The 26,000-nt window shown below is 69.0% G+C and carries 24 protein-coding genes and 1 pseudogene; 15 read left to right on the top strand and 10 right to left on the bottom strand.

The features are described from left to right. Positions 1 to 13 precede the first annotated feature (13 nt). Positions 14 to 1,453, top strand: coding sequence for an aldehyde dehydrogenase family protein (locus HWX62_RS00565; protein ID WP_175931326.1), 1,440 nt, complete (start codon positions 14 to 16; stop codon positions 1,451 to 1,453). A gap of 62 nt (positions 1,454 to 1,515) precedes the next feature. On the opposite strand, the gene HWX62_RS00570 is transcribed toward HWX62_RS00565, so the two are convergent. Further along, positions 1,516 to 2,346 (bottom strand): FCD domain-containing protein, encoded by an 831-nt coding sequence (locus HWX62_RS00570; protein ID WP_175931327.1) that lies wholly within the window; start codon positions 2,344 to 2,346, stop codon positions 1,516 to 1,518. Between the two features lie 229 nt (positions 2,347 to 2,575). Here HWX62_RS00570 and HWX62_RS00575 point away from each other — a divergent pair, with 229 nt between their 5' ends. The 11 genes and pseudogenes from HWX62_RS00575 to HWX62_RS32935 all read left to right on the top strand — a co-directional run. Further along, the gene (locus HWX62_RS00575) at positions 2,576 to 3,784 is read left to right on the top strand and encodes an ABC transporter substrate-binding protein (protein ID WP_175931328.1); all 1,209 of its coding nucleotides are present in this window, start codon (positions 2,576 to 2,578) and stop codon (positions 3,782 to 3,784) included. A 70-nt stretch (positions 3,785 to 3,854) separates the two neighbouring features. Next, positions 3,855 to 4,715 (top strand): branched-chain amino acid ABC transporter permease, encoded by an 861-nt coding sequence (locus tag HWX62_RS00580; protein ID WP_175931329.1) that lies wholly within the window; start codon positions 3,855 to 3,857, stop codon positions 4,713 to 4,715. Further along, positions 4,712 to 5,755, top strand: a complete 1,044-nt coding sequence (locus tag HWX62_RS00585; RefSeq protein WP_175931330.1) for a branched-chain amino acid ABC transporter permease — start codon at positions 4,712 to 4,714, stop codon at positions 5,753 to 5,755. The genes HWX62_RS00580 and HWX62_RS00585 overlap by 4 nt, the downstream gene beginning before the upstream one ends. Next, positions 5,752 to 6,519, top strand: coding sequence for an ABC transporter ATP-binding protein (locus tag HWX62_RS00590; protein WP_175931331.1), 768 nt, complete (start codon positions 5,752 to 5,754; stop codon positions 6,517 to 6,519). The genes HWX62_RS00585 and HWX62_RS00590 overlap by 4 nt, the downstream gene beginning before the upstream one ends. After that, the gene (locus tag HWX62_RS00595; RefSeq protein ID WP_050013633.1) at positions 6,516 to 7,217 is read left to right on the top strand and encodes an ABC transporter ATP-binding protein; all 702 of its coding nucleotides are present in this window, start codon (positions 6,516 to 6,518) and stop codon (positions 7,215 to 7,217) included. Before HWX62_RS00590 ends, HWX62_RS00595 begins: the two co-directional genes overlap by 4 nt. 34 nt (positions 7,218 to 7,251) lie before the next feature. Further along, positions 7,252 to 8,541 (top strand): Zn-dependent hydrolase, encoded by a 1,290-nt coding sequence (locus HWX62_RS00600; RefSeq protein WP_175931332.1) that lies wholly within the window; start codon positions 7,252 to 7,254, stop codon positions 8,539 to 8,541. Continuing rightward, positions 8,538 to 10,040 (top strand): M81 family metallopeptidase, encoded by a 1,503-nt coding sequence (locus HWX62_RS00605; RefSeq protein WP_175931333.1) that lies wholly within the window; start codon positions 8,538 to 8,540, stop codon positions 10,038 to 10,040. Before HWX62_RS00600 ends, HWX62_RS00605 begins: the two co-directional genes overlap by 4 nt. Before the next feature lie 127 nt (positions 10,041 to 10,167). Then, positions 10,168 to 11,355, top strand: coding sequence for a beta-propeller fold lactonase family protein (locus HWX62_RS00610; RefSeq protein WP_175931334.1), 1,188 nt, complete (start codon positions 10,168 to 10,170; stop codon positions 11,353 to 11,355). A gap of 47 nt (positions 11,356 to 11,402) precedes the next feature. After that, a complete protein-coding gene (locus HWX62_RS00615; RefSeq protein WP_175931227.1) occupies positions 11,403 to 11,666 on the top strand; it encodes a hypothetical protein in 264 nt (87 codons plus the stop codon). 378 nt (positions 11,667 to 12,044) lie between these two features. Further along, entirely contained in the window at positions 12,045 to 12,506 is a 462-nt protein-coding gene (locus HWX62_RS00620) for a hypothetical protein (RefSeq protein WP_175931335.1), read from the top strand. Positions 12,507 to 12,546: 40 nt separating this feature from the next. After that, positions 12,547 to 12,744: pseudogene (locus HWX62_RS32935) on the top strand (alpha/beta hydrolase); the annotation flags it as partial. Here HWX62_RS32935 and HWX62_RS00625 read toward each other — a convergent pair. Genes HWX62_RS00625 through HWX62_RS00635 form a run of 3 tightly spaced genes read right to left on the bottom strand, consistent with a single transcriptional unit; the run spans position 12,701 to position 16,811 of the window. Further along, complete coding sequence (locus HWX62_RS00625) at positions 12,701 to 14,689, bottom strand: DUF4034 domain-containing protein (protein WP_244135906.1); 1,989 nt, start codon at positions 14,687 to 14,689, stop codon at positions 12,701 to 12,703. The pseudogene HWX62_RS32935 and the gene HWX62_RS00625 sit on opposite strands and share 44 nt — an antisense overlap. Before the next feature lie 14 nt (positions 14,690 to 14,703). Next, positions 14,704 to 15,486 carry a DUF1266 domain-containing protein gene (locus HWX62_RS00630; RefSeq protein ID WP_175931337.1) on the bottom strand — a complete coding sequence of 261 codons (783 nt, stop codon included), beginning with the start codon at positions 15,484 to 15,486 and terminating at the stop codon, positions 14,704 to 14,706. Then, positions 15,480 to 16,811 carry a hypothetical protein gene (locus HWX62_RS00635; RefSeq protein ID WP_175931338.1) on the bottom strand — a complete coding sequence of 444 codons (1,332 nt, stop codon included), beginning with the start codon at positions 16,809 to 16,811 and terminating at the stop codon, positions 15,480 to 15,482. The genes HWX62_RS00630 and HWX62_RS00635 overlap by 7 nt, the downstream gene beginning before the upstream one ends. 608 nt (positions 16,812 to 17,419) lie before the next feature. On the opposite strand from HWX62_RS00635, the gene ampC reads away from it, so the two are divergent. After that, complete coding sequence (ampC, locus tag HWX62_RS00640) at positions 17,420 to 18,589, top strand: class C beta-lactamase (protein WP_175931339.1); 1,170 nt, start codon at positions 17,420 to 17,422, stop codon at positions 18,587 to 18,589. Positions 18,590 to 18,948: 359 nt separating this feature from the next. Here the strand turns inward: ampC and HWX62_RS00645 are convergent, their stop codons facing one another. Continuing rightward, positions 18,949 to 19,404, bottom strand: a complete 456-nt coding sequence (locus tag HWX62_RS00645; RefSeq protein ID WP_244135907.1) for a DUF4148 domain-containing protein — start codon at positions 19,402 to 19,404, stop codon at positions 18,949 to 18,951. A gap of 220 nt (positions 19,405 to 19,624) precedes the next feature. Here HWX62_RS00645 and HWX62_RS00650 point away from each other — a divergent pair, with 220 nt between their 5' ends. Further along, positions 19,625 to 20,644, top strand: coding sequence for an aldo/keto reductase (locus HWX62_RS00650; RefSeq protein ID WP_175931340.1), 1,020 nt, complete (start codon positions 19,625 to 19,627; stop codon positions 20,642 to 20,644). Positions 20,645 to 20,661: 17 nt separating this feature from the next. Then, positions 20,662 to 21,078 carry an SRPBCC family protein gene (locus tag HWX62_RS00655; protein WP_175931341.1) on the top strand — a complete coding sequence of 139 codons (417 nt, stop codon included), beginning with the start codon at positions 20,662 to 20,664 and terminating at the stop codon, positions 21,076 to 21,078. A gap of 122 nt (positions 21,079 to 21,200) precedes the next feature. Here HWX62_RS00655 and HWX62_RS00660 read toward each other — a convergent pair whose 3' ends face one another. The 5 genes from HWX62_RS00660 to HWX62_RS00680 all read right to left on the bottom strand — a co-directional run bounded on the left by HWX62_RS00660 (position 21,201) and on the right by HWX62_RS00680 (position 25,921). Beyond that, positions 21,201 to 22,112: a LysR substrate-binding domain-containing protein gene (locus HWX62_RS00660; protein WP_175931342.1), complete on the bottom strand. Its 912-nt coding sequence runs from the start codon at positions 22,110 to 22,112 to the stop codon at positions 21,201 to 21,203. Between the two features lie 136 nt (positions 22,113 to 22,248). After that, the gene (locus HWX62_RS00665; RefSeq protein WP_175931343.1) at positions 22,249 to 23,031 is read right to left on the bottom strand and encodes an ABC transporter substrate-binding protein; all 783 of its coding nucleotides are present in this window, start codon (positions 23,029 to 23,031) and stop codon (positions 22,249 to 22,251) included. Positions 23,032 to 23,071: 40 nt separating this feature from the next. Then, positions 23,072 to 24,508: a (2Fe-2S)-binding protein gene (locus HWX62_RS00670; protein WP_175931344.1), complete on the bottom strand. Its 1,437-nt coding sequence runs from the start codon at positions 24,506 to 24,508 to the stop codon at positions 23,072 to 23,074. Continuing rightward, positions 24,505 to 24,804 (bottom strand): (2Fe-2S)-binding protein, encoded by a 300-nt coding sequence (locus HWX62_RS00675; protein ID WP_175931345.1) that lies wholly within the window; start codon positions 24,802 to 24,804, stop codon positions 24,505 to 24,507. The genes HWX62_RS00670 and HWX62_RS00675 overlap by 4 nt, the downstream gene beginning before the upstream one ends. Further along, entirely contained in the window at positions 24,797 to 25,921 is a 1,125-nt protein-coding gene (locus HWX62_RS00680) for an FAD-dependent oxidoreductase (RefSeq protein WP_175931346.1), read from the bottom strand. The genes HWX62_RS00675 and HWX62_RS00680 overlap by 8 nt, the downstream gene beginning before the upstream one ends. Between the last annotated feature and the right edge of the window lie 79 nt (positions 25,922 to 26,000).

Below are 26,000 nucleotides of genomic sequence, written 5' to 3' on the forward strand. Positions count from 1 at the left end.
TCAGGAGCATTCGATGCGAACGTCACGACAATCCTACATCGACGGTCAGTGGCTCGATCCGGCCGACGCACGCTCGATCGACGTGATCGATCCGGCTACCGCGCGACCGTATGCACAGCTTGCGATCGGCGATGCGGCCGACGTCGATCGCGCGGTTGGCGCGGCGAAGCGGGCCTTCGATACCTATTCGCGTTGGTCGGTGGACGAGCGCGTCGCGTTGCTGACGCGCGTCCTCGACATTTACCAGCGCCGCTACGAAGAAGTCGCGCAGACGATCAGCCAGGAGATGGGCGCGCCGATCGCGTTCGCGCGGGCGATGCAGGCCGCGGTCGGCACCGCGCACCTCGAACAGACGATCCGCGCGCTGCGGTCGTTTCGCTTCAGCACGCAGACCGGTTCGCTGCTGGTGTCGCACGAGCCTATCGGCGTGTGCGCGCTGATCACGCCGTGGAACTGGCCGATCAACCAGATCGTGTGCAAGGTCGCGCCGGCGCTGGCCGCCGGCTGCACGATGGTGCTCAAGCCGAGCGAGATCGCGCCGTTCAGCGCGATCCTGTTCGCGGAGATCCTGCACGAAGCCGGCGTGCCGCCCGGCGTGTTCAACCTCGTGCACGGCTACGGGTACGAAGTGGGCGACGCGCTGTCGCGGCATCCGGACGTCGACATGGTGTCGTTCACGGGCTCGACGCGCGCGGGCATCGAGGTCGCGAAGGCGGCGGCCGATACCGTGAAGCGCGTGCATCAGGAGCTCGGCAGCAAGAGCCCGAACCTGATCCTGCCCGACGCCGACATCGAGGACGCCGTCGCGCGCGGCGCGCGCAGCTGCTTCAGCAACAGCGGCCAGTCGTGCAACGCGCCGACGCGCATGCTGGTGCACGTCGATCATCTGGCGCGGGCCGAGCAGGCGGCGCGTCGGGAAGCGGCGCGCACCGTCGTCGGCAATCCGCGTTCGGCGGAAACCGGCATCGGGCCGGTGGTCAGCCGCACGCAGTTCGATCGCATCCAGCACTTCATCCGGCTCGGGATCGAGGAGGGTGCGACGCTCGTCGCCGGCGGCCCCGGCCGGCCGGAGGGGCTGGCGGACGGGTTCTACGTGCGGCCGACGGTGTTTTCGAACGTCACGCCGCGCATGACGATCGCCACGGAGGAAATCTTCGGGCCGGTGTTGTCGATCATGACCTACCGAACCGAGGACGAGGCCGTCGCGCTCGCGAACGATTCGGTCTACGGGCTCGCGGCCTACGTGCAGTCGAAGGATCTCGAGCGCGCCCGCCGCGTTGCGGCGCGGTTGCGCGTCGGCAACGTCCACATCAACTACCCGGCATGGAACCCGGCCGCGCCGTTCGGCGGCTACAAGCGCTCGGGCAACGGGCGCGAGTATGCGGAGTTCGGCCTCGTCGAGTATCTGGAGACGAAGGGCACGACCGGGTACACGGAAGACGGCGCCCGATGACGACCCGGTCGCCCGGATGAACCGCGCGGCGCTTGCGTTGCTGCGGGTGTCGGTGCCGCCGCTCAGCGTTCTTCCGGATCGACCGCGGCCGCGGGCCGCCTGCGGATCTCGGAATCGAGGATCAACCGCCCGCGCAGCTTGCCCTTCATCCGCTTCACGTGCTTGGGCGCCTCGGTCATGTGCTCGACCATCAGCGCACGGACGCGCTCGGTATCGCGCTCGCGCGCGGCCTGCAGGATCGCCTTGTGAATCGATACGTTCGCTTCGCCGAAGCGCTTGTGCTCGGCGAGCGGCGTATCGTTCCGGAACTCGATCAACTGCCGGATCATCTCGTTGATCAGTTCGCAGCTGAAGCGCAGGAACGGATTGGGATTCGCGGCCGCGAGGATGTCGTGGAACGTCGTGTCCTCCTGCCGCTGGCGCAGCATGTGGCCGCGATCGTGCACGCCCGAGCCGCCGTCGCAGCACGCGATGTTCGCTTCCAGCGCCGCGAAGTCGCGCTCGGTCAGGTGCGGCACGGCGCCGGCGGCCAGCTCGGGTTCGAGCAGCTTGCGCACCGTATAGATGTCGTCGATCGTCACGTCCTTGAAGAACAGGTAGTTCTGCAGCAGCTGAAGCGTGCGGTCGAGCGGCACCTCGACGACCATCCCGCCGCCCGACGGCCCCGTCGTGACCTTGATGAGCCCCTGCACCTCGAGCGACTTCAGCGCCTCGCGGATCGTGCTCTTGCTCACCGCGTAGAGCTGCTGCAGCTCGGCCTCGCGCGGCAGGCGGTCGCCCGGCTTCAGGTCCTTCTCGGTGATCAGCCGCTTGATCTCCTCGGCGACGAGGTCGGCCCGCTTCGGCTGCTTGATTTCGACCGCGAGGCCCGCCCTGGCTCGGTCCATGACCATCTTCACGACTCCTTTGTCTGGCTGCGCGCCGCGTCATCGTCGACGACCGGTCCCGGCGCGGGTACGGAATTTTGCCTGATTGACACCAATTTTGATCAACTCTAGCATCAGGTTCATTCTATTTATCATGATAAATAGAATGAACCGGCGGCGCGCAGCCAGCAAGGGCGTGGGCACGGTTTGGCAGTCGGTCGTATCGCGTGTGTCCCCCATCATGAGGAGCGTCAACTTGAATCGCCGAGAACTGTTGAAACTGGCCGCGCTGTCGGCCGTGCCGGGCGCGCTCGGCAGCATGTCGTCCCGTGTCGCGTTCGCGCAGGGCGCGCCCATCCAGCTTGCCTGCCCGGTGCCGATGTCCGGCCCCTTCGCCGCCAACGGCAAGTACGCCGATCTCGGCATGCAGCTCGCGGTCAAGCAGTACGGCAAGGTGCTCGGCGCGCCGCTCACCTATACGGCGCTCGATACCGAGGGCAAGCCCGCGACGGCCGTGCGGCGTGTGCAGGAGATCGCGCAGCAGAAGGGCGTGCGTTTCTTCGCGGGCGGCATCCTGTCGTCCGAATCGCTGGCGATGGGCAAGGAAGTGCAGAAGGCGGGCGGCGTGTTCATCACGACGGCCGGCGCGGACGAGATCACCGGCAAGGATTGCAACGCGGCGACGTTCCGCTGGTCGGTGCCGACCTTCGGTGCGATCGAGCAGACGGTGCGCCCGTTGATCCAGATGCTGCCGAAGGCGAAGCGCTGGTACACGATCACGCCGCAATACGTGTTCGGCGACGGCCTGCTGTCGGCCGCGAAGGCGGTCTTCAAGGAGAAGGGCATCGAGCACGTCGGCAACAGCTATCACTCGCTCGCCGAAAAGGAGTTCAGCGGCTACCTGACGAATGCGGCGGCCGCGCAGCCGGACGTGCTGCTGATCCTGAACTTCGGCTCGCAATCGTCGGACACGCTGCGCCAGGCCGTCAGCTTCGGGATGAAGCGCAACTGCACGATCCTGCTCGCGTGGGCGTCGGGGCTCGAGCAGTTCGAGGCGCTCGGCCCGGACATCTGCGACGGCGTGTATTTCGGCGCGCAGTACTGGCACGGCATCGATTCGCCGCTGAACCGCGATCTCGTGAAGCGCGCGAACGCCGCGTTCAACGCGAACCCGAACTACAGCCTCGCGGGCTCGTACATCTGCTCGAAGATCCTGATCGACGCAATGGTGAAGGCCGGCAGCGCCGATCCGAAGAAGGTCGTCGCCGCGATGGAAGGGATGAAGTACGACGGCCTCACCGGCCCGGAGGAAATCCGCAAGGGTGACCACCAGGTGCTGAAGAACTACTACCTGCTGAAGGGCAAGCCGAAGAGCCGGATGAAGAACGCGGACGACTATGCCGACATCGTCAGCTCCGGCCAGTCGTTCCTGCCGCTCGACAAGACGGGCTGCAAGCTCGCGTGACGCCGCGCATGCGTTCGCGGCGCCGCGCGCGCCGCGGGCGTCCGTTACCTTCCTTTCCGACACGGAAGCCATGAACGTCTATCTGCTGCAGATCGTCAACGGCATCGGCGTGGGCATGCTGTATTTCCTGCTCGCCGTCGGCCTGTCGATCGTGTTCGGCCTGCTGCGCTTCGTGAACTTCGCTCACGGCGCGTTCTATCTGCTCGGCGCGTATCTCTGCTACCAGGCGCTGCAATGGTCGACGAATTTCTGGGTCGCGCTCGCGATCGTGCCGCTCGTGGTCGGCGCGTTCGCGTGGGGCGTCGAAAAGCTCGTGCTGCGCCATGTGTACGCGCAGCAGCACGAATTCCACATCCTCGCGACGGTCGGGCTCGCGCTCGTGCTGCAGGAATGCGCGATCCTCGCGTGGGGGCCGCTCGGCGACAACGTGCCGCCGCCCGACGCGCTGAACGGCGTCGTGATCTGGGGCGGCTTCGTCTACCCGAAGTACCGGCTGTTCGTGATCGGGTTCACGGCCGTTCTCGCCGCGCTGCTGTGGTGGGTACTCGAAGGCACGCGGCTCGGCAGTACGGTGCGCGCGGGCAGCGAGTCGACGGAGATGGTGGCGCTGCTCGGCATCAACGTGACGCGCGTGTTCAGCCTCGTGTTCGCGCTCGGCGCGGCGACGGCCGCGCTGGCCGGCGTGCTCGCCGCGCCGATCCGCGGCGTCGATCCGTTCATGGGCATCGAGGCGCTCGGCGTCGCGTTCGTCGTGGTCGTCGTCGGCGGGATGGGGAATTTTCTCGGCGCGCTCGTCGGCGGGCTGCTGGTCGGCATCGTGCAGAGCCTGATGAGCACGCTGTGGCCGGAAGGCGCGCGGCTGATGATCTACGTGGCGATGGCGGCCGTGCTGCTGCTGCGTCCGAACGGTTTGCTCGGGAGGGCCGCATGATCGATTCATCGAAACCGCTGCCGCCGGGCGCGGCGGCGTCGCGACGCCTGCAGCCGTGGCGCGGCGTGCTGCAGCGGCCGGAAGGCTGGCTCGCGGCGGTGGCCGCGTGCGCGTTGCCGCTCGTGTTGAGTTCGGGCTCGCTCGCGACCGAAGTGCTGGTGTTCGCGCTCGCCGCGCTCGGCTGCAACCTGCTGCTCGGCTATACGGGGCTGTTGTCGTTCGGGCAGGGCATCTTCTTCGGGCTCGGCAGTTATGCGGCGGGGCTGGTGCTGACACGCGGCGTCGCATCCGTGACGGCCGCGCTGGCTGCTGCCGCGGTGCTCGGCGCGGTCGCGGCCGCACTCGTCGGCTGGTTCTCGATCCGGCAGCGCGGCACGTACTTCGTGATGCTGACGCTCGCGTTCGGGCAACTGTTCTACTTCCTCGCGTACACGACGCCGGACGTGACGGGCGGCGACAACGGGCTACTCGACATCCCGCGCCCCGCGCTCGCCGCATTCGGGCATCCGCTCGTCCCGCTCGATTCGCCGTGGCGCTACTACGGCTTCGTCGCGGTGCTGTTCGTCGCGGTGTTCTGGCTGCTGCTGCGCGTGTCGCGCTCGGTGTTCGGCCGCACGCTGCTCGCGATTCGCGACAACGAGGCGCGCGCGGCGGCGGCCGGCTACGACGTGAAGCGCTTCAAGCTGGCCGCGTTCGTGATCTCGGGCGCGGTCACGGGCCTCGCCGGCGCGCTGCACGCGCTGATGACGGGCATCGCACCGCTGTCGAACATCGACTATCACACGAGCGAGATGATCCTCGTGATGACGGTGATCGGCGGCACGGGCAACCTGTTCGCGTCGGTGCTCGGCGCGGCGTTCTACGTGCTGTTCGCGGACTGGCTGTCGACGCTGTGGCCGCGCTGGCTGCTGCTGCTCGGCCTCGTGCTGATCGCGGTCAGCCTGTTCATGCAGCGCGGGTTGTGGGGGCTGGGCGAACGCATCGCGGCGTCGCTGCGGCGTGGCGATCGCACGGTGGTCACGGTCAAGGAGCGGCAATGAGCGAAGCGATTCTCGAAGCGCGCGGCGTCGTCAAGCGCTACGGCAAGTTCACCGCGCTGGGCGGCGTCGATCTGCGCATCATGCCGCGCACCGTGCATTCGGTGATCGGCCCGAACGGCGCGGGCAAGACGACGCTGTTCCATACGCTGACCGGCACGTTGCCGATCACGTCCGGCTCGATCCTGTTCGACGGCCACGACGTGTCGCACGAACCCGATCACAAGCGCGTGCGGCGCGGCATCGCGCGCTCGTTCCAGGTGACGAGCCTGTTTCCGAACCTGAGCGTGCGCGAGAACCTGCGCGTCGCCGCACAGGGCGTCGAATCGCGGCGGGCGCTGAATCCGTGGGCGCCGCCTCGCGGGGCGCTCGCGCAAGACGGCATCATCGACGACGTCCTCGAGCGGCTCGGCCTGCAGCGCTTCGCCGAGACGGCGTCCGGCGCGCTGTCGCATGGCCAGCAGCGCCGGCTCGAGGTCGGCATGGCGCTGGCCGCGCGCCCGCGTGCGATCTTCCTCGACGAGCCGACGTCGGGCATGGGCATCGACGATCTCGACGACATGAAGGCGCTGATCCGCGGCCTGCGCGACGACTACACGGTCGTGCTGATCGAACACAACATGGGGATCGTGATGGACATCTCGGACACGATCACGGTGATGCAGCAGGGGCGCGTGCTGGTCGAAGGCACGCCCGACGCGATTCGCGGCGACGCGCGCGTGCGCAGCGCCTATCTCGGCAACATGATCACCGGAGGCCGCGCATGATGCTCGACGTGAAGGAGGTGCATGCCTGCTACGGCAAGAGCCACGTGCTGCAGGGCATTTCGCTGAACGTGAACGAAGGCGAGACGGTGACGCTGCTCGGCCGCAATGGCGCGGGCAAGTCGACGACGCTCAAGACGATCGCGGGCGTCGTTGCGCCGACGGGCGGCACGGTGACGTTCGCGGGCCGGCCGGTATCCGGGCAGCCGGCGCACCGGATCGCCGCGCGCGGGCTGTGCTTCGTACCCGAGCATCGCGGGATTTTCCGGCTGCTGTCGGTCGAGGAAAACCTGCGGCTCGGCGCGCGCCGCGATTCGCCGTGGCAGCTCGACGACATCTACCGGATCTTCCCGCGCCTGAAGGAGCGTCGCCGCAACGGCGGCGCGCAGTTGTCGGGCGGCGAGCAGCAGATGCTGGCGATCGGCCGTGCGCTGATGAATCATCCGCGGCTGCTGATGCTCGACGAGCCGGTCGAGGGGCTTGCGCCGGTGATCGTCGAGGAGATCGTCGAGCAGCTGAAGCGGATCAAGGCGGCCGGCGTCGCGATCCTGCTCGTCGAACAGAACCTCGAAGTGTGCACGCAGCTTGCCGACCGCCACTTCGTGATCGAGCAGGGCGTGATCGTCTACGAAGGCAGCAACGCGGCGTTCGCGGCCGATCACGACGTGAAGGACCGGTACCTGGGCGTCGGCGTCGCATGAGCGCCGCGCCCTGTCAATGCGAGGAATGGCAACGATGCAAGTACAGGATTTGACTCCGGGCGTCGCGGCGTCCGGCTTGCGCGTCGACGGCGCGCGGCTGTGGGACAGCCTGATGCGTCTCGCGCGGATCGGCGCGACCGACAAGGGCGGCGTGTGCCGTCTCGCGCTCACCGAGCTCGATCGCGACGCGCGCGACCTGTTCGTCACCTGGGCGAAGGCAATCGGCTGCACGGTGCGCGTGGATGCGATCGGCAATATCTTCGCGCGGCGCGCGGGCGAACGGGACGACCTGCCGCCCGTGACGACGGGCAGCCATATCGACACGCAGCCCACTGGCGGCAAGTTCGACGGCAACTACGGCGTGCTGGCCGGCCTCGAGGTGCTGCGTACGCTCGACGACGCCGGGGTGCGCACGCGTGCGCCGCTCGAGGTGGCCGTCTGGACCAACGAGGAAGGGTCGCGCTTCGTCCCGGTGATGATGGGTTCCGGCGTGTTCGCGGGCGCATTCACGCTCGACCATGCACTCGCGCAATGCGACCGCGACGGCGTGTCGGTGCGCGACGCGCTGGCCGCGATCGGCTATGCGGGCAGTGCGGACGAGGGGCATGGCGCGCATCCGGTCGGCGCGTATTTCGAAGCGCATATCGAACAGGGGCCGGTGCTGGAAGCGCACGACACGACGATCGGCGTGGTCGAGGGCGCGCTCGGACAGCGCTGGTACGACGTGACCGTCCACGGGATGGAGGCGCATGCGGGCCCCACGCCGATGGAGTTGCGGCGCGATGCGCTGCTGGTCGCGGCCGATCTCGTGCGAGCGGTGAACGGCATCGCGCGCGCGCATCCGCCGCACGGCCGCGGCACGGTCGGCTGGGTCGACGTGCATCCGAATTCGCGCAACGTGATTCCCGGCCGCGTGACGCTGACCGTCGACCTGCGCGCGGCCGACGACGCGACGCTGACGGCGATGGATACGGAATTGCGTGCGGCATGCGCGGACCTGGGCGCGGCGGCCGGGATGCGGATCGACATCGAGCCGGTCGTGTATTTTCCGCCGCAGCCGTTCGATCCGGCGCTGGTCGAGCAGGTTCGCGCCGGCGCGCGCGCACTCGGGCTGTCGTCGATGAACGTGATCAGCGGCGCGGGCCACGATGCGGTGTATCTCGCGCGCGTCGCGCCGACCGCGATGATCTTCGTGCCGTGCAAGGACGGCATCAGCCACAACGAGATCGAAGATGCCGATCCGGTGCATCTGGAGGCCGGCTGCAACGTGCTGCTGCACGCGATGCTCGGCGCTGCCGGGATCGCGGAGGGCGCTGCCCGATGAAGATCCTGATCGCCCGGATGAACCACGAGACCAATACGTTCTCGCCGGTGCCGACGCCGCTCGCCGCGTTCGGCCGCAACGGCCCTGACTGGGGCGACGACGCGTATCGCGCGAATCGCGGAATGCGTACCGCGATGGCCGCGTTCATCGACGCCGCCGAGCGCGCGGGCGCCGACATCGTGACGCCCGTGTCGGCGGCCGCGAACCCGAGCGGGCCGGTCGCGGCCGACGCGTATACGGCGATCTGCGATGCGATCGTCGCGGCGGCGCCCGGCTGCGACGCGGTGATGCTCGACCTGCACGGCGCGATGGTCGCCGAGCAGAGCGCGGACGGCGAGGGCGACCTGCTCGCGCGCGTGCGCGCCGCGCTGCCCGATGCGCCGATCGCGGTCGCGCTCGACCTGCATGCGAACGTCACGCAGAAGATGATCGACAACGCAGACGTGATCGTCAGTTTCAAGACCTATCCGCACGTCGACATGTATGAGACGGGCGACCACGCGGCGCGGCTGCTGCTCGACCGGCTGCACGGCCGCGCGCGGCCCGTGCTCGCGTGGCGGCAGCCGCCGCTGATGACGTCGACGCTGCGCAGCGCGAGCGCCGAAGGCGCGATGCGGCGCGCGGTGGAGGCCGCGCGCGCGGCCGAGGCTGAAGGGATGCTCGCGGTGTCGATCCTGCCCGGCTTCTCGCTCGCGGATATTCCCGCGCCGTGCATCAGCGTGGTCGTGGTGGCCGACGGCGACCGCGCCGCGGCCGACGCGGTGGCCGAGCGCATCGCGCGGCAGATCTGGGATGCGCGCGACGAATTCGTCTATCGCAGCGCGCCGCTCGCCGAATCGGTCGCGCAGGCCGCCGCGCTCGCCCACGGCGCGAGCCGCCCGGTACTGATGCTCGATCACGGCGACAACTGCATGTCGGGCGGCCCGTGCGACACGATGGACCTGCTCGAAGCCGCGCTCGCGCATGGGCTCGACGGGATCGTCAGCGGGCCGTTGTGCGACCCCGAAGCCGTCGCGGCGCTGATCGACGCGGGCGTCGGTGCAACCGTCACGGTGCCGGTCGGCAATCGGCTGCCGTCGCACGGCGGCGTGCGGCGCGAACCGTTTCGCGCGACGGGCATCGTGCGCGCGATCACCGACGGCGAATACGTGATCACGGGGCCGACGTACACCGGGCAGCGTGCGTACATGGGGCGTGCGGCCGTGCTCGACATCGGCACGGCCACGCTCGTCGTCACCGAGCGCACGCAGGAGCCGTGGGATCTCGGCGTGTTCGAGAGCGTGGGCGTCGATCCACGCCGGGCGCGCTTCCTGCTGCTGAAGTCGCGGATGTATTGCCGGCCGGTGTTCGTGCCGATCGCGGCCGCGCTGGTCGAATGCGACAGCCGGGGCGTGACCGGTTCGGATTTCGGGCTGTTCCGCTACGAGCGGCTCGCGCGGCCGGTCTATCCGCTCGACGACGTCGTCGCGTGGTCGTCGGGCACGCGTCGCACGGATTGACGGAATCGAACCGGGAGCGAGACGCCGGGTCGGCCCGCTTTCGGGCATCATCCGATGGCGCCGGCCCGTCGGGCAGCAGGGCCGGGCAATCCATTGCGTCCGCAACCGATCCGGAGAACCGACCGCCATGCATTCGAATCCTTTCCGCCTGCGCAGCGCGCGCCTGCTCGCCGCGCTGACCCTCGCCACGACCGCCGTTGCCGTGCATGCCGCCGACTGGATCGTGTCCGGCAACGACGGCAAGTACCAGCGCGTCGAGGGCCGCGACACCTATCTGCCTTCTCCGCCCGCCGACACGCTGACGTTGCTCGACGCCAGCACGTTCCCGCCGAAAGTCGCGCTGCAGGTCGACGTCGAGAACGGTATCCAGGGGCCGCCGCAGGCCGTCGCGATCACGCCCGACGCCAAGCTTGCGCTGGTCGGCGCGCCGACGCGCTATGACACGGCCGCGAAGCAGCTCGTATTCGATACGTTTCTACAAGTCGTGAATCTCGACGGCGCACCGCCCGCGATCACGCGCATCGAGCTCGGCACGCATCCGCAAGGGATCGCGATCGACCGCTCGGGCCGGCTCGCGCTCGCCGCCAATGTCGACGGCAGCGTGTCGATCCTGCGCATCGACGGCGCGCAGGTGACGCTCGACGGCAACCTGAAGATCGGCAAGAAGCGGCTGGCCGGGATCAGTTTCACGCATGACGGCAAGCATGCGCTCGTGTCGCTGCGCGACGAGCAGGGCATCGCGGTGCTGAACGTCGACGACGGCAAGGTGACCGACAGCGGCGCGCGCCTGAGCACGGGCGTCGCGCCCTACACGATCGACGTGTCGAGCGACGGCCGCTGGGCCGTCGTCAGCAACGTCGGGCTCGCCGGGCTGCCGGGTTACACCGGCACGCTCGCGGGCGACGCCGATTCGGTCGCGCTGATCGACGTGTCGCGCGTGCCGTTCCGCACGGTCCAGTACCTGACGGTGCCGTCGCTGCCGGAAGGCGTCGCGATCTCGCCGAACGGAAAATGGATCGCGGTGCAGGCGATGGACGGCTCGAACCTGACGGCCGACAACCCGGGCCGCCACAAGCGCGGCAAGGTGCTGCTGTTCGAGATCCGCGACGGGCAAGCCGTGAAGGTGAACGAGGTGCCGGGCGGCGAAGCCGCGCAGGGCATCGCGTTTACCGCCGACAGCCGGCACGTGATCGTGCAGTTCAACGTCGAACGGCAGCTTGCGCTGTATGCGGTCGACGGCGGCAAGTTGCGCGATACGGGCAAGCGGATCGCGTTGACGGGCGGGCCGTCTTCGTTGAGGACGTTGCCGCGCTGACGCGCGTCGCGGCGCTTGTTCGCGGCTCGTGGGTCAGCCGTGAGACGGTGGAATACATCATCGCGCGGCGCGACGAAGCGTCGTGGGCCGCGCAAGCCGGCGGCGCCGATCGCGACGAAACGTACGCGGGCCGTCCGGCCGCGCCCTTACGGACGCAGCAGATCGAATCCGCCGAATACCACGACACCGCTGAGCACGATCATCGCGACGGAGTGCTGGCCGAAGTAGAGAATCGCGGCGGCGAGCCACGTCGTGATGCAGAAGGCGCCGATGCGGGCCATCGTGTGTTCCTCGAATGTACGATGAATTGAATGCGTGCCACGCGCGGCGTTCGCCGCTCGAGCGGTGAGCAGGGCACGCACGCAGGCGAACGGAAAAGGCGACCCGGGAAGCCGCGATGGCGTCGTCGGCACATGCCGCATGCCGCGCGTCGACGGGCCGGGAGTCGAAGCCGGCTGCATCGCGCAAGCGGGCCCGAACGCGGCATCCGACGTGCGCATTCAGCCGGCGAAGCGGCGATTTTACCAGCGCTATCGTGCCGCCAATCTGGCCCTTTCGCGATCAATTGCGGTCATCGTCGGGCAATCCATCCGGCCCCGAGATTCAAGTTTCGTGTGACGAATGCCGTCAACGAACTGGAAGGCGATTTCCGCCCCGTCCCCTCGTTTACCGACCCACGGACCGATACGATGCAGATCGATTTCTCCACGACCGCGCGATCGCCGCTCGCGGACAGCGGCGCGACCGCGAACCCGCCCGTCGCGACGGCGTCCACCGGCGGCGCAACGGATGCCGCGAGCACGCCGGGTACGGCCCGCGCCACCGACACCACCACCGGCACGAAGGATTCGACCGGCGCCACCGGCGAAACGCTCGGCGCGGCGGGCGCGTCGGCGGAAGACCCGGCGGTCGCCCAGTTGAAGGCGCTGATCGAGCGGCTGCAGAAGCAGCTCGCGACAGTGGAGCGGCAGATGGCCACCGCGGCGCAGCGCGCGAAGGACGACCCGGCCGCGGCCGTCGAACAGCAGTCGCTGAGCGCGCAGGCCGGCGCAATCTCGGCCGCGCTCGCGACGGCGATCTCGCAACTCGCCGCGGCGCTCGAAAAATCCGGCGGCTCGCCGTCGGGCGGGCTGGTGTCGACGCGGGCCTGAGCGGCCACGGCCGCGGCCGCTCGGGCCGCGCGCATGACGATCGGCGATCGCCGTGCCGGTGGCGATCGTGCAGGGCGAGCACGACGAATTCATCCGGCTCCGGGATGCGGCGCAGCTCGCGCGCACGATCCCGGGCGTGCCGCTGACGATCCTGCCCGGCGTGAGCCATTTCGCGCCGCTGCAGCGGCCCGCGTTCAGACCATCGCGTTGTCGGCGCCGGGGATTTCGTGCGCCTTGATCTGCTTGCGCTGCAGCTTGTAGCGCAGCTTCCCGAGCATGCCGTCCTCGTGGCTGACGCGCGTGATGGTGCGCACGTACTCGTCGTCCGGCGCGATGGCCTGCGCACCCATGATCCAGCGCACGCTTTCGCGATAGTCGTACAGCGACTTGTCGTTGATGTCGGCGAGGAAGAACGACAACGATGCCATAGCGGTGGGATGGCCGGCTTCGGCATGGCGACGCAGTTCGTCGACGTAACGATGGCGCGACGCGTGATCGTCGATGTCGCCGATGAACATCAGCATGCAATCGAGGCCGTCCGTATGCCCCATCTCGTGCGCCTTGCGCGCGGCCTCGACGGCCTCGACCTGCATGCGCGCACGTTCGGCGCGGTCCGTGCTGGCCTGCCCGATGTGATGGTACGTGTAGCCGAGCTGGTACGCGGCCATGTTGCCGCCGGCTTCCATCGATTCGCGGAAGTAGTGGGCGGCGCGGTACGGATCGCGCTCGACATGCATGCCTTCCTTGTAGAAGCAGCCGAGCAGGTAATCGCACGAATCGCCGCCCGCCTCGTAGCCAAGCTTGCAGATGGCGAAGGCGTCGGCGGGGCGCCGGTTTTCATACTCCAGTGCGGTGGCGATCTGGTTCCATGCGAGCGAGCCGGGCTCGTTCAGGCGTGCGGCTTCGAGCCACGCATCGCCGCGCACGGGGTCCTGCGCGAAACCGAACGTGCCGATGCGGTGCCCGTAGCCGCGCAGGATCATCGCCGACGTGCACGCGCGCGCGTCCGATGCCCGTTCGATTGCGCGGGTCAGCCAGTCGCCGTCCGGATCGAGGCCGAGCGCGAGCCGCACACCCATCGCCATCGCGCGGTTGTCGTCGATCGGCTCGTTGCGTTCGGCTTCCCGCAGCCGTGCGTAGGCCTGTTCATACTCGCTGCGCTTGAAATGGCTGTAGGCGAGCCAGTGCAGCGTCTCCCAGCGGTGATACGGATGCAGCGCGGCCTTCGCGCGTGCGAGCGTCGCGGCGATCGCGTGGCGCGCATCGTCGTCGTCGTCGTTCGCATCGAGCGTGTTGCCGGCGTAGTCGTCGCGCCAGATCTCGTGCAGCAGCCGGTCCTTCTCGACCGCATCGAGGTGCGCGCACGCGTCGGACCCGACGAAGGCGCGGATGTGCTCGTGCGAGCCGCCCCAGCGCGGCTGCATGTACCAGATGAACGTGCGCATCGACAAGAACTGTTTCGGGTGGATGTGCAGCGTCGCTTCCATCCAGTACCACTTCTCCTTGCGCAGCTTCCTGCCCTGGACCGGGCCGGGCAGCGCGTCCGGAAATTCCGCCGGGCAGGCGACCGGCAGGTCGGGGTTCAGTCCCGAACGCGCGAACATGTGCTGCAGTTCGGTGCGCGTGGTTTCGTCTTCGGTACCGACGTTCAGATGCAGTTCGGTGACGGGCCAGCGGCGCTCGCGCACGAGCCGCGCGAGCCATTCGGGTTCGCCGAACGACGACACGCTCGTGAAGATCGCCATCGGCGCGCTCCACATCGTCGGCGCGAGCACCAGCGCGCGCAGCGCGGCGACGAGCGTCAGCGTCGCGCACGCATGCGCGCCGATCCAGCCGGCTTCGGTCACCGTTTCGGCCCAGCCGCTGCCGCGGCACTCGTAGGCCCAGTGATGCCAGTAATGCGCTTCGCACAGCCAGGCGTGCGCGGAGCGCGGGTTCGCCGCCTGCCATGCGCGCAGGCGCGCGAGGCCTTCGGCGCCGGCGTCGATGCACGGCTGCACGTCGGCCGGCAGCGCGCCGACGTATTGCGCTTCGGCGCTGCGATCGGCGAAGCTGGCGGCGAGCGCGGCATCGAGTCGCGCGTCGAGTGCGGCATAGTCGCCTGCGCGCAGCAGCGCGTCGACGTCGCAAATGAACCAGCGGGATTTCGCGGGCGGAATCGGGTCGGCGGAAGCGGGGGACATGTCGGTATCGGCGGTCATGACGAAACGGGTTGGGGATCGAAGATGCGGTAGCGCTTCCACGGCAGCGAAAGCCAGTTTCCGGACGGATTGCGCAGGTACTCGCGCACTTCCTGCGTCGCGCGCGACGACGCGGGGCCGTCCTGTCCGCTGCCGCGCAGCCACTGCTGGCGCGCTCGCGCATACGCGAGCCCGAAGTCTTCCCAGCTGTCGAAGCTGTCCTGCGCGCGCTGTGCGTTGAGCAGCAGCACGACCCAGGCATGCTGCTCCGACGCCCAGCCGAGCAGCGCGATGCAGCGCACGAGAAACGCGGTGCGCGCGCAATCGAACGCGAGTGCGTCGCGCACGCGCCCGACGGCGGCGAGCTGTTCGTAGAAGCCGTCGTGCGAGCGGCCGACGCCGCGGATCCAGCCCGCGAGGATCGCCGGTACGCGCTGCACGATCTGCCACTCGGGCAGATCGGCCGGCAGGTCGAGTTCGCGCCGTAACTGGCGCGCGAGCTGTTCGCGCTGCGAGTCGGGCAACGCATAGACGAGGTCGTCGCAATCGCAGCGCAGCCCGTTGCGGATCAGCAGGATGTCGGCCAGCGCGAGCGACCAGCGGCGGCGGTTCGGCGGCGCCTGCTCGGCCCGCGCATGCGCGAGCCTGACGGCCGCGGTTTGCCGCACCGGCACCGCGCTGTCGGCGCCCGCGGCCTGGTCGGCGTCGACTTCGCGAACCATCCGCGCGGCGATGCGGAACGAACGCCACACGTACCACACGAGCCACAGCACGGCCGCGCCAAGCAGCAGTTTCAGCATGACGGGCTTCCCTCCGCCGGCACGGGGAACGCGAACGCCACGCACAGCGCGGGATCGATCGCGATGCCTTCTATCTCGAATGCGGCCGCGGCCGGCGGTGCGTCGGCTTCGCGCGTGGCCGGCAACGCGTGGCGCGCGGCCGCCGCGACGGCCGGATCGATCTGCCGCAACTGGCCGAGCGCATAGGGTGCGTTGCGCAGCAGCAGCCATTGCAGCACGGCCGGCGGCTGCTCGAAATGCTCGATCAGGTGGAAGTTCGCGCTCATCACGCTCAGCAGATGGTCGGGCGAGCGCACGTCGGTGACGAAGGTCCAGGCGCCGGTGGTCGCGCCCGGCGCATCCGGCTCGAACACGAGGCCCATGCCCTCGCAATCGGGATGACGCTCGCCGCGCGGCGCGAGCGTGCGCAGGAACTGCCGGACGTCGTCGGCATAGCGGCGCACCGGATGGCGATTCTGCTTGCCCTTGATCTGGTCGATGCGCAGGCCCTCGCTGCTCGCCTGCAGGCTGATCGTCACGTGCGGCTGGTTGCCCGCGCCGCGCAGCGTGAACAGACGCAGCCGGCCGTCCCGCGCGGCTTGCGCGTACTGCTCGCCGTAGCCGCCGCGCAGCCGGCGGCGATCCGCGAACTGGCCGAGGCAGTGCTGCATGTAGTACGACTCGTAGGCGAGTTCCTCGCGCAGCGCGGCGTGATCGCCGATGAATTCGAACACGATCCCGTTCGGCGTGCGCAGCACCTCGCGCAACGCGAGGCCGCTGCTCGGCACCCAGCCTTTGTCGCGGCGCGCCTGCATGCGCTGGTGCTCGCGCTCCCACATGTCGAGCGCCATCGCGCAGGTGATGCGTTGCAGTTTCTGCGCGAGGCGCGTGCCGGCACGCGAGCGCAGGAATTCGACCAGCACGCGCTCGCGATCGATCAGCAGCATGTGCTCGGGATCGATGAAGTAGAGCGGCGCCGGCCGGGCGGCGGGCGGCAGCGTCGCGTCGGCCGGTGGGCCGGATACTGGGCCGGATGCCGGGGATGCCGGGGATGCCGGGGATGTCGCTGACGCCACGGCCCCCGATTGCGCGCGGAACCGGCGCACGAGCCATTCGGGCGCCGGCCGGTCGGCGCCGGCGAGCGCGCGGTAATCGGCGAGCGAAACGAGCGGCTGCGCCTGCTCGAACGCACCGACGACCCAGCGGAAGAAATGGTTGCCGAGCCACGCGCGGATCTCGGCCGGATCGCCGCGCTCGGTGCTGCGGCGAGCGATGGCCGCCTTGATGTCGGGCGCATTGACGACGTCGCGCGGCCGATAGGCCGACGCGGCCACGGTTTCGGTCACGGGCTCACTCTCCGGTCGGGCAGGGCGTGCGCGGGCGGGGCGCGCGGAACCCTGGCGGTTCTTTTGGCTCAAGGGCGAAACGGCGGACGTGCGCGCAAAACGCGCTGGCGTCGCGTATTCCGGTTCAGGTCGGTCGACGCGTGACGATCACGTGACCGAACGGGAGCCGATGACGCGGGAGCGGGCGATCGGGAAAGGGCGATTCATTGTTTCTCTCAGGTCGAATTTTATTTTTTGCTGCCGCGAGTCTACTTCGATCCGTGCGGATGAAGCAATCGCGAGGCTCGCCGGCGCCCGTGGATCTGACAAGTCTTATCTCTTTTTCGTCGATTTTCGATGCGGCGCCATTCGGCCGCCGGATTCGATACTGTTAAAACCGACAGGTTTTCCCGGAAAACCGGCGGGCGGCCCCTGCGATGGCGGCGTCGTCGTCCGGTATGCCGCGTACCTCATAAGTTTTTCTTTCGGCTCGCGCAACATATCGTCGATTGTTGGCGGCCTGGCGGTAGCGGATAGTCGCGCTTCGACAGGCCGGTCGCCGCCCTTTTCGCGTTGCACGGCCGGCTCTGTTGTCCATGCAACCATCTGAAATCGAAGGAACCGCACCCATGCGATTCAATGCGACACGCTTCGCCGCGACGCTGTTCGTCGCCGCATGCGCGACCGCGATGGCCGGCCGCGCGGCCGCCGTCACGCCGGACGCACTCCACGACACCGTCACGCGACAGATCGCGCCGCTGATGAAGCAGTACGCGATTCCCGGCATGGCGATCGGCATCGTCGCCGACGGCAAGCCGTACGTGTTCGACTACGGCGTGATGTCGAAGCAAACCGGCAAGCCCGTCACCGGCGACACGCTGTTCGAGATCGGCTCGGTCAGCAAGACGCTGACCGCGACGCTCGCCGCCGACGCGCAGGAAGGCGGCGAGCTGTCGCTCGCGGACCCGGCGGCCAAGTACCTGCCGGCGGTGCAGGGCAAGCCGTTCGGCGTCGTCACGCTGCTCGATCTCGGCACGCATACGCCGGGCGGGATGCCGCTGCAGGTGCCGGACAGCATCCGCGACGACGCGGCCCTGATCCGCTACCTGCAGGCGTGGCGGCCCACGTACGCGCCGGGCACGACCCGCACGTACTCGAACGTCGCGATCGGGATGCTCGGGTGGCTCACCGCGAAGGCGATGCACAAGGATTTCGCGGTGCTGATGGAGCAGCGGCTGTTCCCCGCGCTCGGCATGACGCACACGTACATCGACGTGCCCGCCGCGCGCGAGGCCGACTACGCACAGGGCTATACGCAGGACGGCAAGCCGATCCGGATGACGGGCGGCATGCTGTGGCAGCCGGCCTACGGCGTGCGGACCACGGCGGCCGATCTGCTGCGCTTCGTGCAGGCGAACATGGGGCTGGTCGATACGGCGCCGCGGCTGAAGCGCGCGCTGGAGCGCACGCAAACCGGCTATTTCCGCGCGGGGCCGCTGACGCAGGACCTGATCTGGGAACAGTATCCGTATCCGGTCGCGCTGCCGACGCTGCTCGAAGGCAACGCGCCGAAGATGCTGTTCGATGCGACGCCGGCGAGCGCGATTCAGCCGCCGCTCGCGCCGAGCGCGGACACGTGGATCAACAAGACGGGTTCGACCAACGGCTTCAGCACGTATGTCGCGTTCGTCCCCGCGAAGCGGATCGCGATCGTGATGCTCGCGAATCGCAGTTTTCCGATCGACGCACGCGTGAAGACCGCGTACCGGATTCTCGCAGCGCTTGGCGACGGGCGGTAGCGTCGTGTCGTCCGCCGATCGGGAAATGCCGATGGGCCCGTCGGGCGCAAAACCGTTTTGACATGCATCCGCCGCCGGACGGCAATCTCGCCGGGTTGCTCGTCGACGAAACCGTCGAGTTCCGTCAGTCGGTTCATACGGTCTACTACCGAAACGCACGATCGTCGTCGCGCGTCTCCGGCTTTCTGGACGACCATTTCAAGCCTGACGACGCAACGCGTCGATGCAGTCGTGTAGCCGATGGCGTTCGCCACGCGCGCGGCCCGAATGCCTGGTCAGGCGATTCGGGCCCGCCATGCGAGGGACGGACGAGCGGTTGCGCGTATCGAAAGGCGTGCTCTCTTGCGCGTCGATGCGACTCAATGTCCGCGATAGATCGAGTCGCGGCCGTTGATCATCGTCGCGCGGCCGGATTCGCTGGTGGTGCGGGCTGCGCTGCCGTAACCGGTTTTGTCGGAGGACGGTGAGGCGTTCGGCGCTGCCTGCGCGACGGCGTTTTCACGCACGCGCTGTTCGGCGGCGAGGATCGCGGCCGGATACTGGTTGTGATCGAGCGCCGGCGTGTAGCCGACGGCCGCGAGGCGGGCCATCTCGGCTTTCACTTCGGCACGGGTCAGTTGATGGTCGGCCGGTTGCGCGAACGACAGCGCCGGTGCGGAAAGGATCAGCGCGGCAAGGGTGGAAGAAACGAGCGTTTTCATCGTGGGTACCTGTCTGGTTGAGTGAGCCGCAACCGACGTCGACCGCGTCGATGTCGTTGCGCGTGCAGCCAATATAGGGATGGCGGCGCGCAGGAAAAACGGCTGCCGGCCCAAATGATTTTTGACATGGAGTCACGAATTGAACGTGGATTCGCTCGAAAGCCTTGCCGGTCGGGCGTCCTGCCGGAACAGGGAGGAGGGGCGGGACATCGGTACAGGCCGAAAAAAGGCCATTCAGACCTCCCGGGACTCAACTGTGTCGAATTCCGTCTTGGACAGACTTAACCTGCGTCCCTAGACTGAACTCGCTTTCCCTCATTCCCTGGAGAAAACCATGAGTCTCAAAGACACGTTGCCCGGCCACAAGATCCTCGGTTTCGGTACGGCCCCGCTCGGCAACATGTTCCGCAACATCCCCGACGCGGAAGCCGCGGCCACCGTCGAAGCCGCGTGGCAACACGGCATCCGCTATTTCGATGCGGCCCCGTTCTACGGTGCCGGCCTGGCCGAAATCCGCCTCGGCGACGCGCTCGCGAACCATCCGCGTGACGAATACGTGCTGAGCACGAAGGTCGGCCGCGTGATCCTCGACGAAATCGAAGACGTGTCGGCGCGCGATCTCGGCGAAAAGGGCGGCCTGTTCGAACACGGCCGGCCGAACCGCATCGTCAACGACTACTCGGCCGACGCGACGCTGCGCTCGATCGAGGACAGCCTGAAGCGTCTGCGCACCGACCGCCTCGATATCGTGTGGGTGCACGACATCGCGCAGGACTTCTACGGCGACGAATGGCTCGCGCAATTCGAAGTGGCGCGCAAGGGCGCATTCCGCGTGCTGAGCAAGCTGCGCGAGGAAGGCGTGATCAAGGCGTGGGGCCTCGGCGTGAACCGCGTCGAACCGATCGAACTGGTGCTCGACCTCGCGGAGCCGCAACCGGACGGCATGCTGCTGGCCGGCCGCTACACGCTGCTCGATCACGAGCGCGCGCTGCAACGCGTGATGCCGGCGGCGGCCGCGCAGAACGTGGGGATCGTCGTCGGCGGCCCGTACAGCTCGGGCGTGCTCGCGGGCGGCACGCACTTCGAATACCAGAAGGCGTCGCCGGACATCCTCGCGAAGGTCGACCGGATCAAGGCGATCGCCACGCGCTACGACGTGCCGATCAAGGCCGCCGCGCTGCAGTTCTCGATGTCGCATCCGGCGACCGTCGCGGTGATCCCGGGCGCGAGCCGTCCGGAGCGGATCGCGGAAGACCAGGCCGCGCTGAACGTGGCGATTCCGGCCGACTTCTGGCGCGAGATGCGCGAACAAGGTCTGATCGCGGCCGATGCGCCGCTGCCGGCCGGTCGTTGATCTTCGAAGGTGATGACATGGCACAGGCCAATGCAGGTATCGAGATCGCGGCTTCGGCCGACACGGTCTGGCAACTGATCGGCGGCTTCGGGTCGCTGCCCGACTGGCTGTCGTACATTCCGGCCAGCGAGCTGAGCGAAGGCGGGCGCGTGCGGCGTCTCGCGAATCCGGCGGGCGACGCGATCGTCGAGCGGCTGGTCGCGTTCGACGAAGCGGAGCGCAGCTATACGTACGCGATCCTCGAGGCACCGTTCCCGGTCGTGAACTATCGCTCGACGCTGCGCGTGCGCGAGAACGGCCCGAACGCGTCGACCGTCGAGTGGTCGGGCACGTTCACGCCGCACGGCGCGAGCGACGACGAAACCGTCAGGCTGTTCCGCGGGATCTACGAAGACGGCCTCGCGGAACTGGCGAAGCGCTTCGCGGCGGCTTGACGGCAGCACGTCGCATCGTGCGATGCGAGCCGGATCGTCCGGCGCCTGCCGCGCCTTCGTCCTGGGTCTCGACCTGCGGCGAAGGCGCGGGCGCATCGATGGCGCGCCGCGCGTTCACGGCTTCATTTCCCGACCGCCGCCGCGACGTCCTCGCCGGTCAGGATCTCGCGGAAGATCCCGACCAGCGGCCGCAGGTTGACCTTGTGCCATGCGGCCCACAGCGGCGTGCGGTAGCTGAACCACGGCAGCTCGCGCAACACGACGCCTTCCGGCACCTGGTGCCGCAGGCTCTGCTGGATCATCGTCACGCCGAGCCCCGCGGCGACGAGGCCGAGCGCGGCGAGCGGCTCGGTCGCCTCCACCGAAATGTCCGGCGAAAAGCCGGCCTTCGCGCAGGCCGCGACGAACGCGCCGTGACGCGGCGCGCTGTCCTGCTGCGTGACGCCGATCCACGCCTGCGCGGCGAGATCGTCGGCGACGAGCTTCTTTTTCTTCGCGAGCGGATGCCCGTCGGGCATCGCGAGCAGCATCGGATCGTCCAGCACCTTCGTCGAATCGAGTTCGGGATCGTCGGGCGCCGGCGGCTCGGTGACGAGCGCGATGTCGAGGCTGCGCTCGCGCAAGCCTTCGAGCTGCGCGGCCGATTGATAGTTATACAAAGCGATATGAACGGACGGGCGCTCGGCGCGCAATGTTTTCAGCGCGCGCGGCAGGACGCCCGAGTGCGTCGCCGTTTCGAGGTAGCCGATGCACAGGCCGCCTTCGTCGCCGCGACCGAGCCGGCGCGCGAGCGATTCGAGCCGGTTCGCGTGGCGCAGGAACGCGTGCGTTTCGCTGAGGAACGTGCGCCCGTCACGCGTCAGGCGAATGCGCTGCTGGCTGCGTTCGAACAGCGTGAGGCCGAGCTTTTCCTCGAGCTGGGCGATCTGGCGGCTGAGCGGCGATTGCGAGATGTGCAGGCGTTCGGCGGCGCGGCCGACGTGTTCCTCTTCCGCGACCGCGATGAAGTACTGAAGCTGGCGGATGTCGAGCATGTCAGACCTTACGGGACTCAAGTTGCAAAGATTATGTCCCAAATGGACTTATTCATGCAACCGGGACCGGATCCAGCTGCCTGCCACGACGCGGCGCGCACGAGCTTCACGAGCGGGGTCTGGCCCGCCCGCGGCGTCAGTTCCCGTACATGTCGAAATCGAAATACTTCGACTGGATCGCGTGGTACGTGCCGTCGCTGCGAATCTGCGCGATGGCGCGGTTCAGCGCGTCGCGCAGGTCGGTGTCGGCCTTGCGCACGCCGGCCGCGTCGCCGTTGCCCATGATCTTCGCGTCGTACACCACGCCGCCCGCGAACGAGAAGCCCTTGCCGCGCGGTGTCGCCAGGAACCCGAGCTGGCCCTGCACGGCATCCATCAGCACGGCGTCGACGCGGCCGGTGACGAGATCCGCGTACGCCTGGTCGTAGCTCGGATACGGCACGACCTCGACCTTCGCGGCCGCCCACTTCTCGCGCGCATAGGTTTCCTGGACGGTGCCCTGTTCGACCGCGACGCGCTTGCCGGCGAGCTTCGCCGCGTCCGGCAGCAGCCCCGATCCGGTGCGCGCGATCAGCCGCGTCTGGTTGCGGTACAGGCGATCGGTGAAGTCGATCTGCTGGCGCCGCTGTTCGGTCGCGGCCATCGACGACAGGATCACGTCGAACTTGCGCGCCTGCAGCCCGGGGATCAGCCCGTCGAAACTGCTCGACACCCACACGCATTTCGCATTCAGCTTCGCGCACAGCGCGTTGCCGAGATCGATGTCGAAGCCTTTCACGCTGCCGTCGGTCGCGGTCGATTCGAACGGCGGGTAGGTCGGGTCGACGCCGATGCGGATGGTCGTCCATTCCTTCGCCGACGCCAGCGACGCGAAGGCCATCGCGGCGGCGGAAAGGAGAATCGTGATGCGCGTCTTCATGGTCAGGCTCCGTTCGTGTGGGGAAGAGTGGGCATGCGCGTCAGCTCGGGAATTCGCCGCGCTCGAAATCGTTCGACAGCTCGAGGGCGTCGGCCATCTCGCCGACGGTGACCGGCTTGATCGGCGCGCGGATCCGGTAGTGACCGACGTCGCCGACGCCGCGCTGCTGCACGTCGGCGATCAGTTCGCCGACCGTCGTGCCGCACCAGCGTCCCTGGCACGGGCCCATCCCGCAGCGCGTGAACGCCTTCATCTGGTTCGGCCCTTGGCAGCCGAGCGCCGCGAGCGTGCGGATCTCGCCGGCCGTGACTTCCTCGCAGCGGCACACGATCGTGTCGCCATCGGGGCGGCGCAGCGCGGCGGGCGGCGTGTACAGCGCGTCGAGCAGCGGGCGTACCGCGAGATGGCGGTGCAGCGCGCGCAGCAGCGGGCGTTCGCGCGCGGCCTGCCGTTGCGCGTCGAGCGCGCCGAGTTGCGCGGCGATGTCGAGCGCCGATATTTCGCCGGCGAGTGCCGCCGCCTGCGCGCCGCCGATGCCCGCGCCGTCGCCGGCGATCCACACGTGCGGCACGCTGCTGCGGCCGCGCGCGTCGCGCTGCGGACGCCAGCAGGCCGACGATTCGTCCCATTCGTGTGCGCAGCCCATCGAGCGCGCGAGCTGCGTCGACGGAATGACGCCCTGGTGGAGCAGCACGAGCGACGTGTCGAGCGTGTGCACGATGCCCTCTTCGTCGCGAAAGCGGATGCGTTCGGCGCGCGTGCCGCCGTCGATGCCGATATCGGTCGCGCCGCGATAGACGGGCACGCCGGCGTGGCGTACCGCGCGCAGCATGCGCCAGCCTTTGAGCAGATAGTCGGCGCCGCGCAGCGCCGGCAGCGCATGCGCAAGCGCACGCCGCCACGCATCGCGCGGTGTGGTATCGACCAGCGCGCGCACGCGCCGGCCGGCATGCAGCAATTGCGCGGCGAACAGCCACAGCAGCGGGCCGCTCCCCGCGAGCACGGCGTCGGCGGACGGCGCGAGGCCCGACGCTTTCAGCAGCGTCTGCGCGGCGCCGACGCCCATCACGCCGGGCAACGTCCAGCCGCGCACCGGCCACGGCCGCTCCTGCGCGCCGGTCGCGATCAGCACCGCGCGCGCGCCGATTTCGAGCGTGCCGCGCGACGGGCCGCCTTGCGTGAGCATCGCGACAGGCGCCGGCTCGAACGCGACCTGCCACACGACGCTGCGCGGCAGGTAGTGCGCGCCGCTGGCGAGCAGGCCGTCGACGAGCGGGCGGCCGGCCGTGTAGTCGGCACCGAGCCATTGCGCGAGCGGCGCCGGCGCATCGGCCACGTTGCGGTAGATCTGGCCGCCGGGCGCGCGGCCTTCGTCGGCGACGACGACCGACAGGCCGGCCGCGCGCGCGGCGATGGCCGCCGCCATGCCGGCCGGCCCGGCGCCGACGATCAGCAGGTCGCACTGGCGGCGCGTCATGCGAGCCTCGCGTTGCCGTGCATCGAGCGCACCTGCATGCCGTCGGCGACGGGCATCATGCAGCCTTGCAGGTTCGGCACGCCGTCGATTTCGACGAGACAGTCGAAGCACACGCCCATCATGCAGAACGGGCCGCGCGGCGCGCCGCTCACCGCGCTCGTGCGGCAGGCGGCCGAACCGGCGGCGAGCATCGCGGCCGCGACGCTGTAGTGCGCGGGCACGTCGTGCGGCGTGCCGTCGATATGGAGACGCACGCGTTCGGGCGTCGCGGCGGCGGGAATGACGGATTCAAACATGCCGGGCTTCCGTGGGCGCGGCGAAGCGCGCGGTGGTAAAGGCGGACAGGTCGGCCGGCGGGGCGCCGCCGGCGATCCACGGCGCGACGAGATCCGCGTGGGCCGCCGCGAGCGTCACGCCGCTGTGGCAGATCGCGATGAACGCGCCGGGATACGTGGCCGACGCCTCGTAGACGGGCAGGCCGTCGGGCGTCATGATGCGCAGCGCACCCCACGCCCGCACGATGCGCGCCTGCGCGAGGGCCGGGAACGCCGTGCGGGCGCGGCGCGCGATGTCGACCATCGCCGGGCGCGTCTGGCCGTCGTCGAAGCCGACGTCTTCGGCCGAGTCGCCGAGCAGCACCGAGCCCTCCGGCGTCTGCCGGACGACGAGCGTCGGATAGTCGAGAAACGGCGCGAGGCGCTCGGTGACCATGATCTGGCCGCGCAACGGCGAGATCGGGGCGCGCAGGTCGACCATCGGCGCGAGCCGCGCGTTGTCGAGGCCGGCCGCGAGCACCACGCGGCCGGCTTCAAGCCGCGCATGGCGCGTGTCGATCTCGAAGCGCCCGGCGCGCGGACGAATCTCGGCGACTTCGCTGCGCGGCAGATAGACGCCGCCGCACTGCTGGAATGCCTGCAACATTGCGCGCAGTGTGGTGAGCGGATTCGCGTGGCCGTCGTTCGGCGACCACAGCGCGCCGGCCAGCAACGGCGACGCCGCGGGAACGAGACGGCGCAGCGCCGCCGGATCGAGTACCTCGTACGACAGCGCGGCATCCTGCCGGCGCAGCGATTCGAGCAGGTCGGCCGCGCCGTCGAGTTCCGCGCGATGCTCGAACAGCTCGATGCCGCCCGGGCGTTCGAACGCGCAGTTCACGCCCGTGTCGCGCTGCAACTGCGCGGCGAACGCATGCCAGCGCTCGGACGATTCGCGTGACCAGCGCGCATACGGCAGGCAGCGGCCACCCTTGCCCTGCACCCACACGAGCCCGAAATTGCCGCGCGCCGCGCGAAACGCGATGTCGTCGCCGTCGCACACCGCGACGCGCTGGCCGAGACGCGCGATGCCCCACGCGATGGCCATGCCGACGAGCCCGCCGCCGGCCACGACGACGTCGAAGCGGCGCGCGGTCATGCGCGGCTCCGGTGTCGCGGGCGAGGCGGTTGCGTGTTATATCCCATGGCGGCGCGGTTCCTTGCTTTCGGTAAGTTGC

The organism is Burkholderia sp. BCC0506, from assembly GCF_902833145.1.
Lineage (GTDB): Bacteria > Pseudomonadota > Gammaproteobacteria > Burkholderiales > Burkholderiaceae > Burkholderia.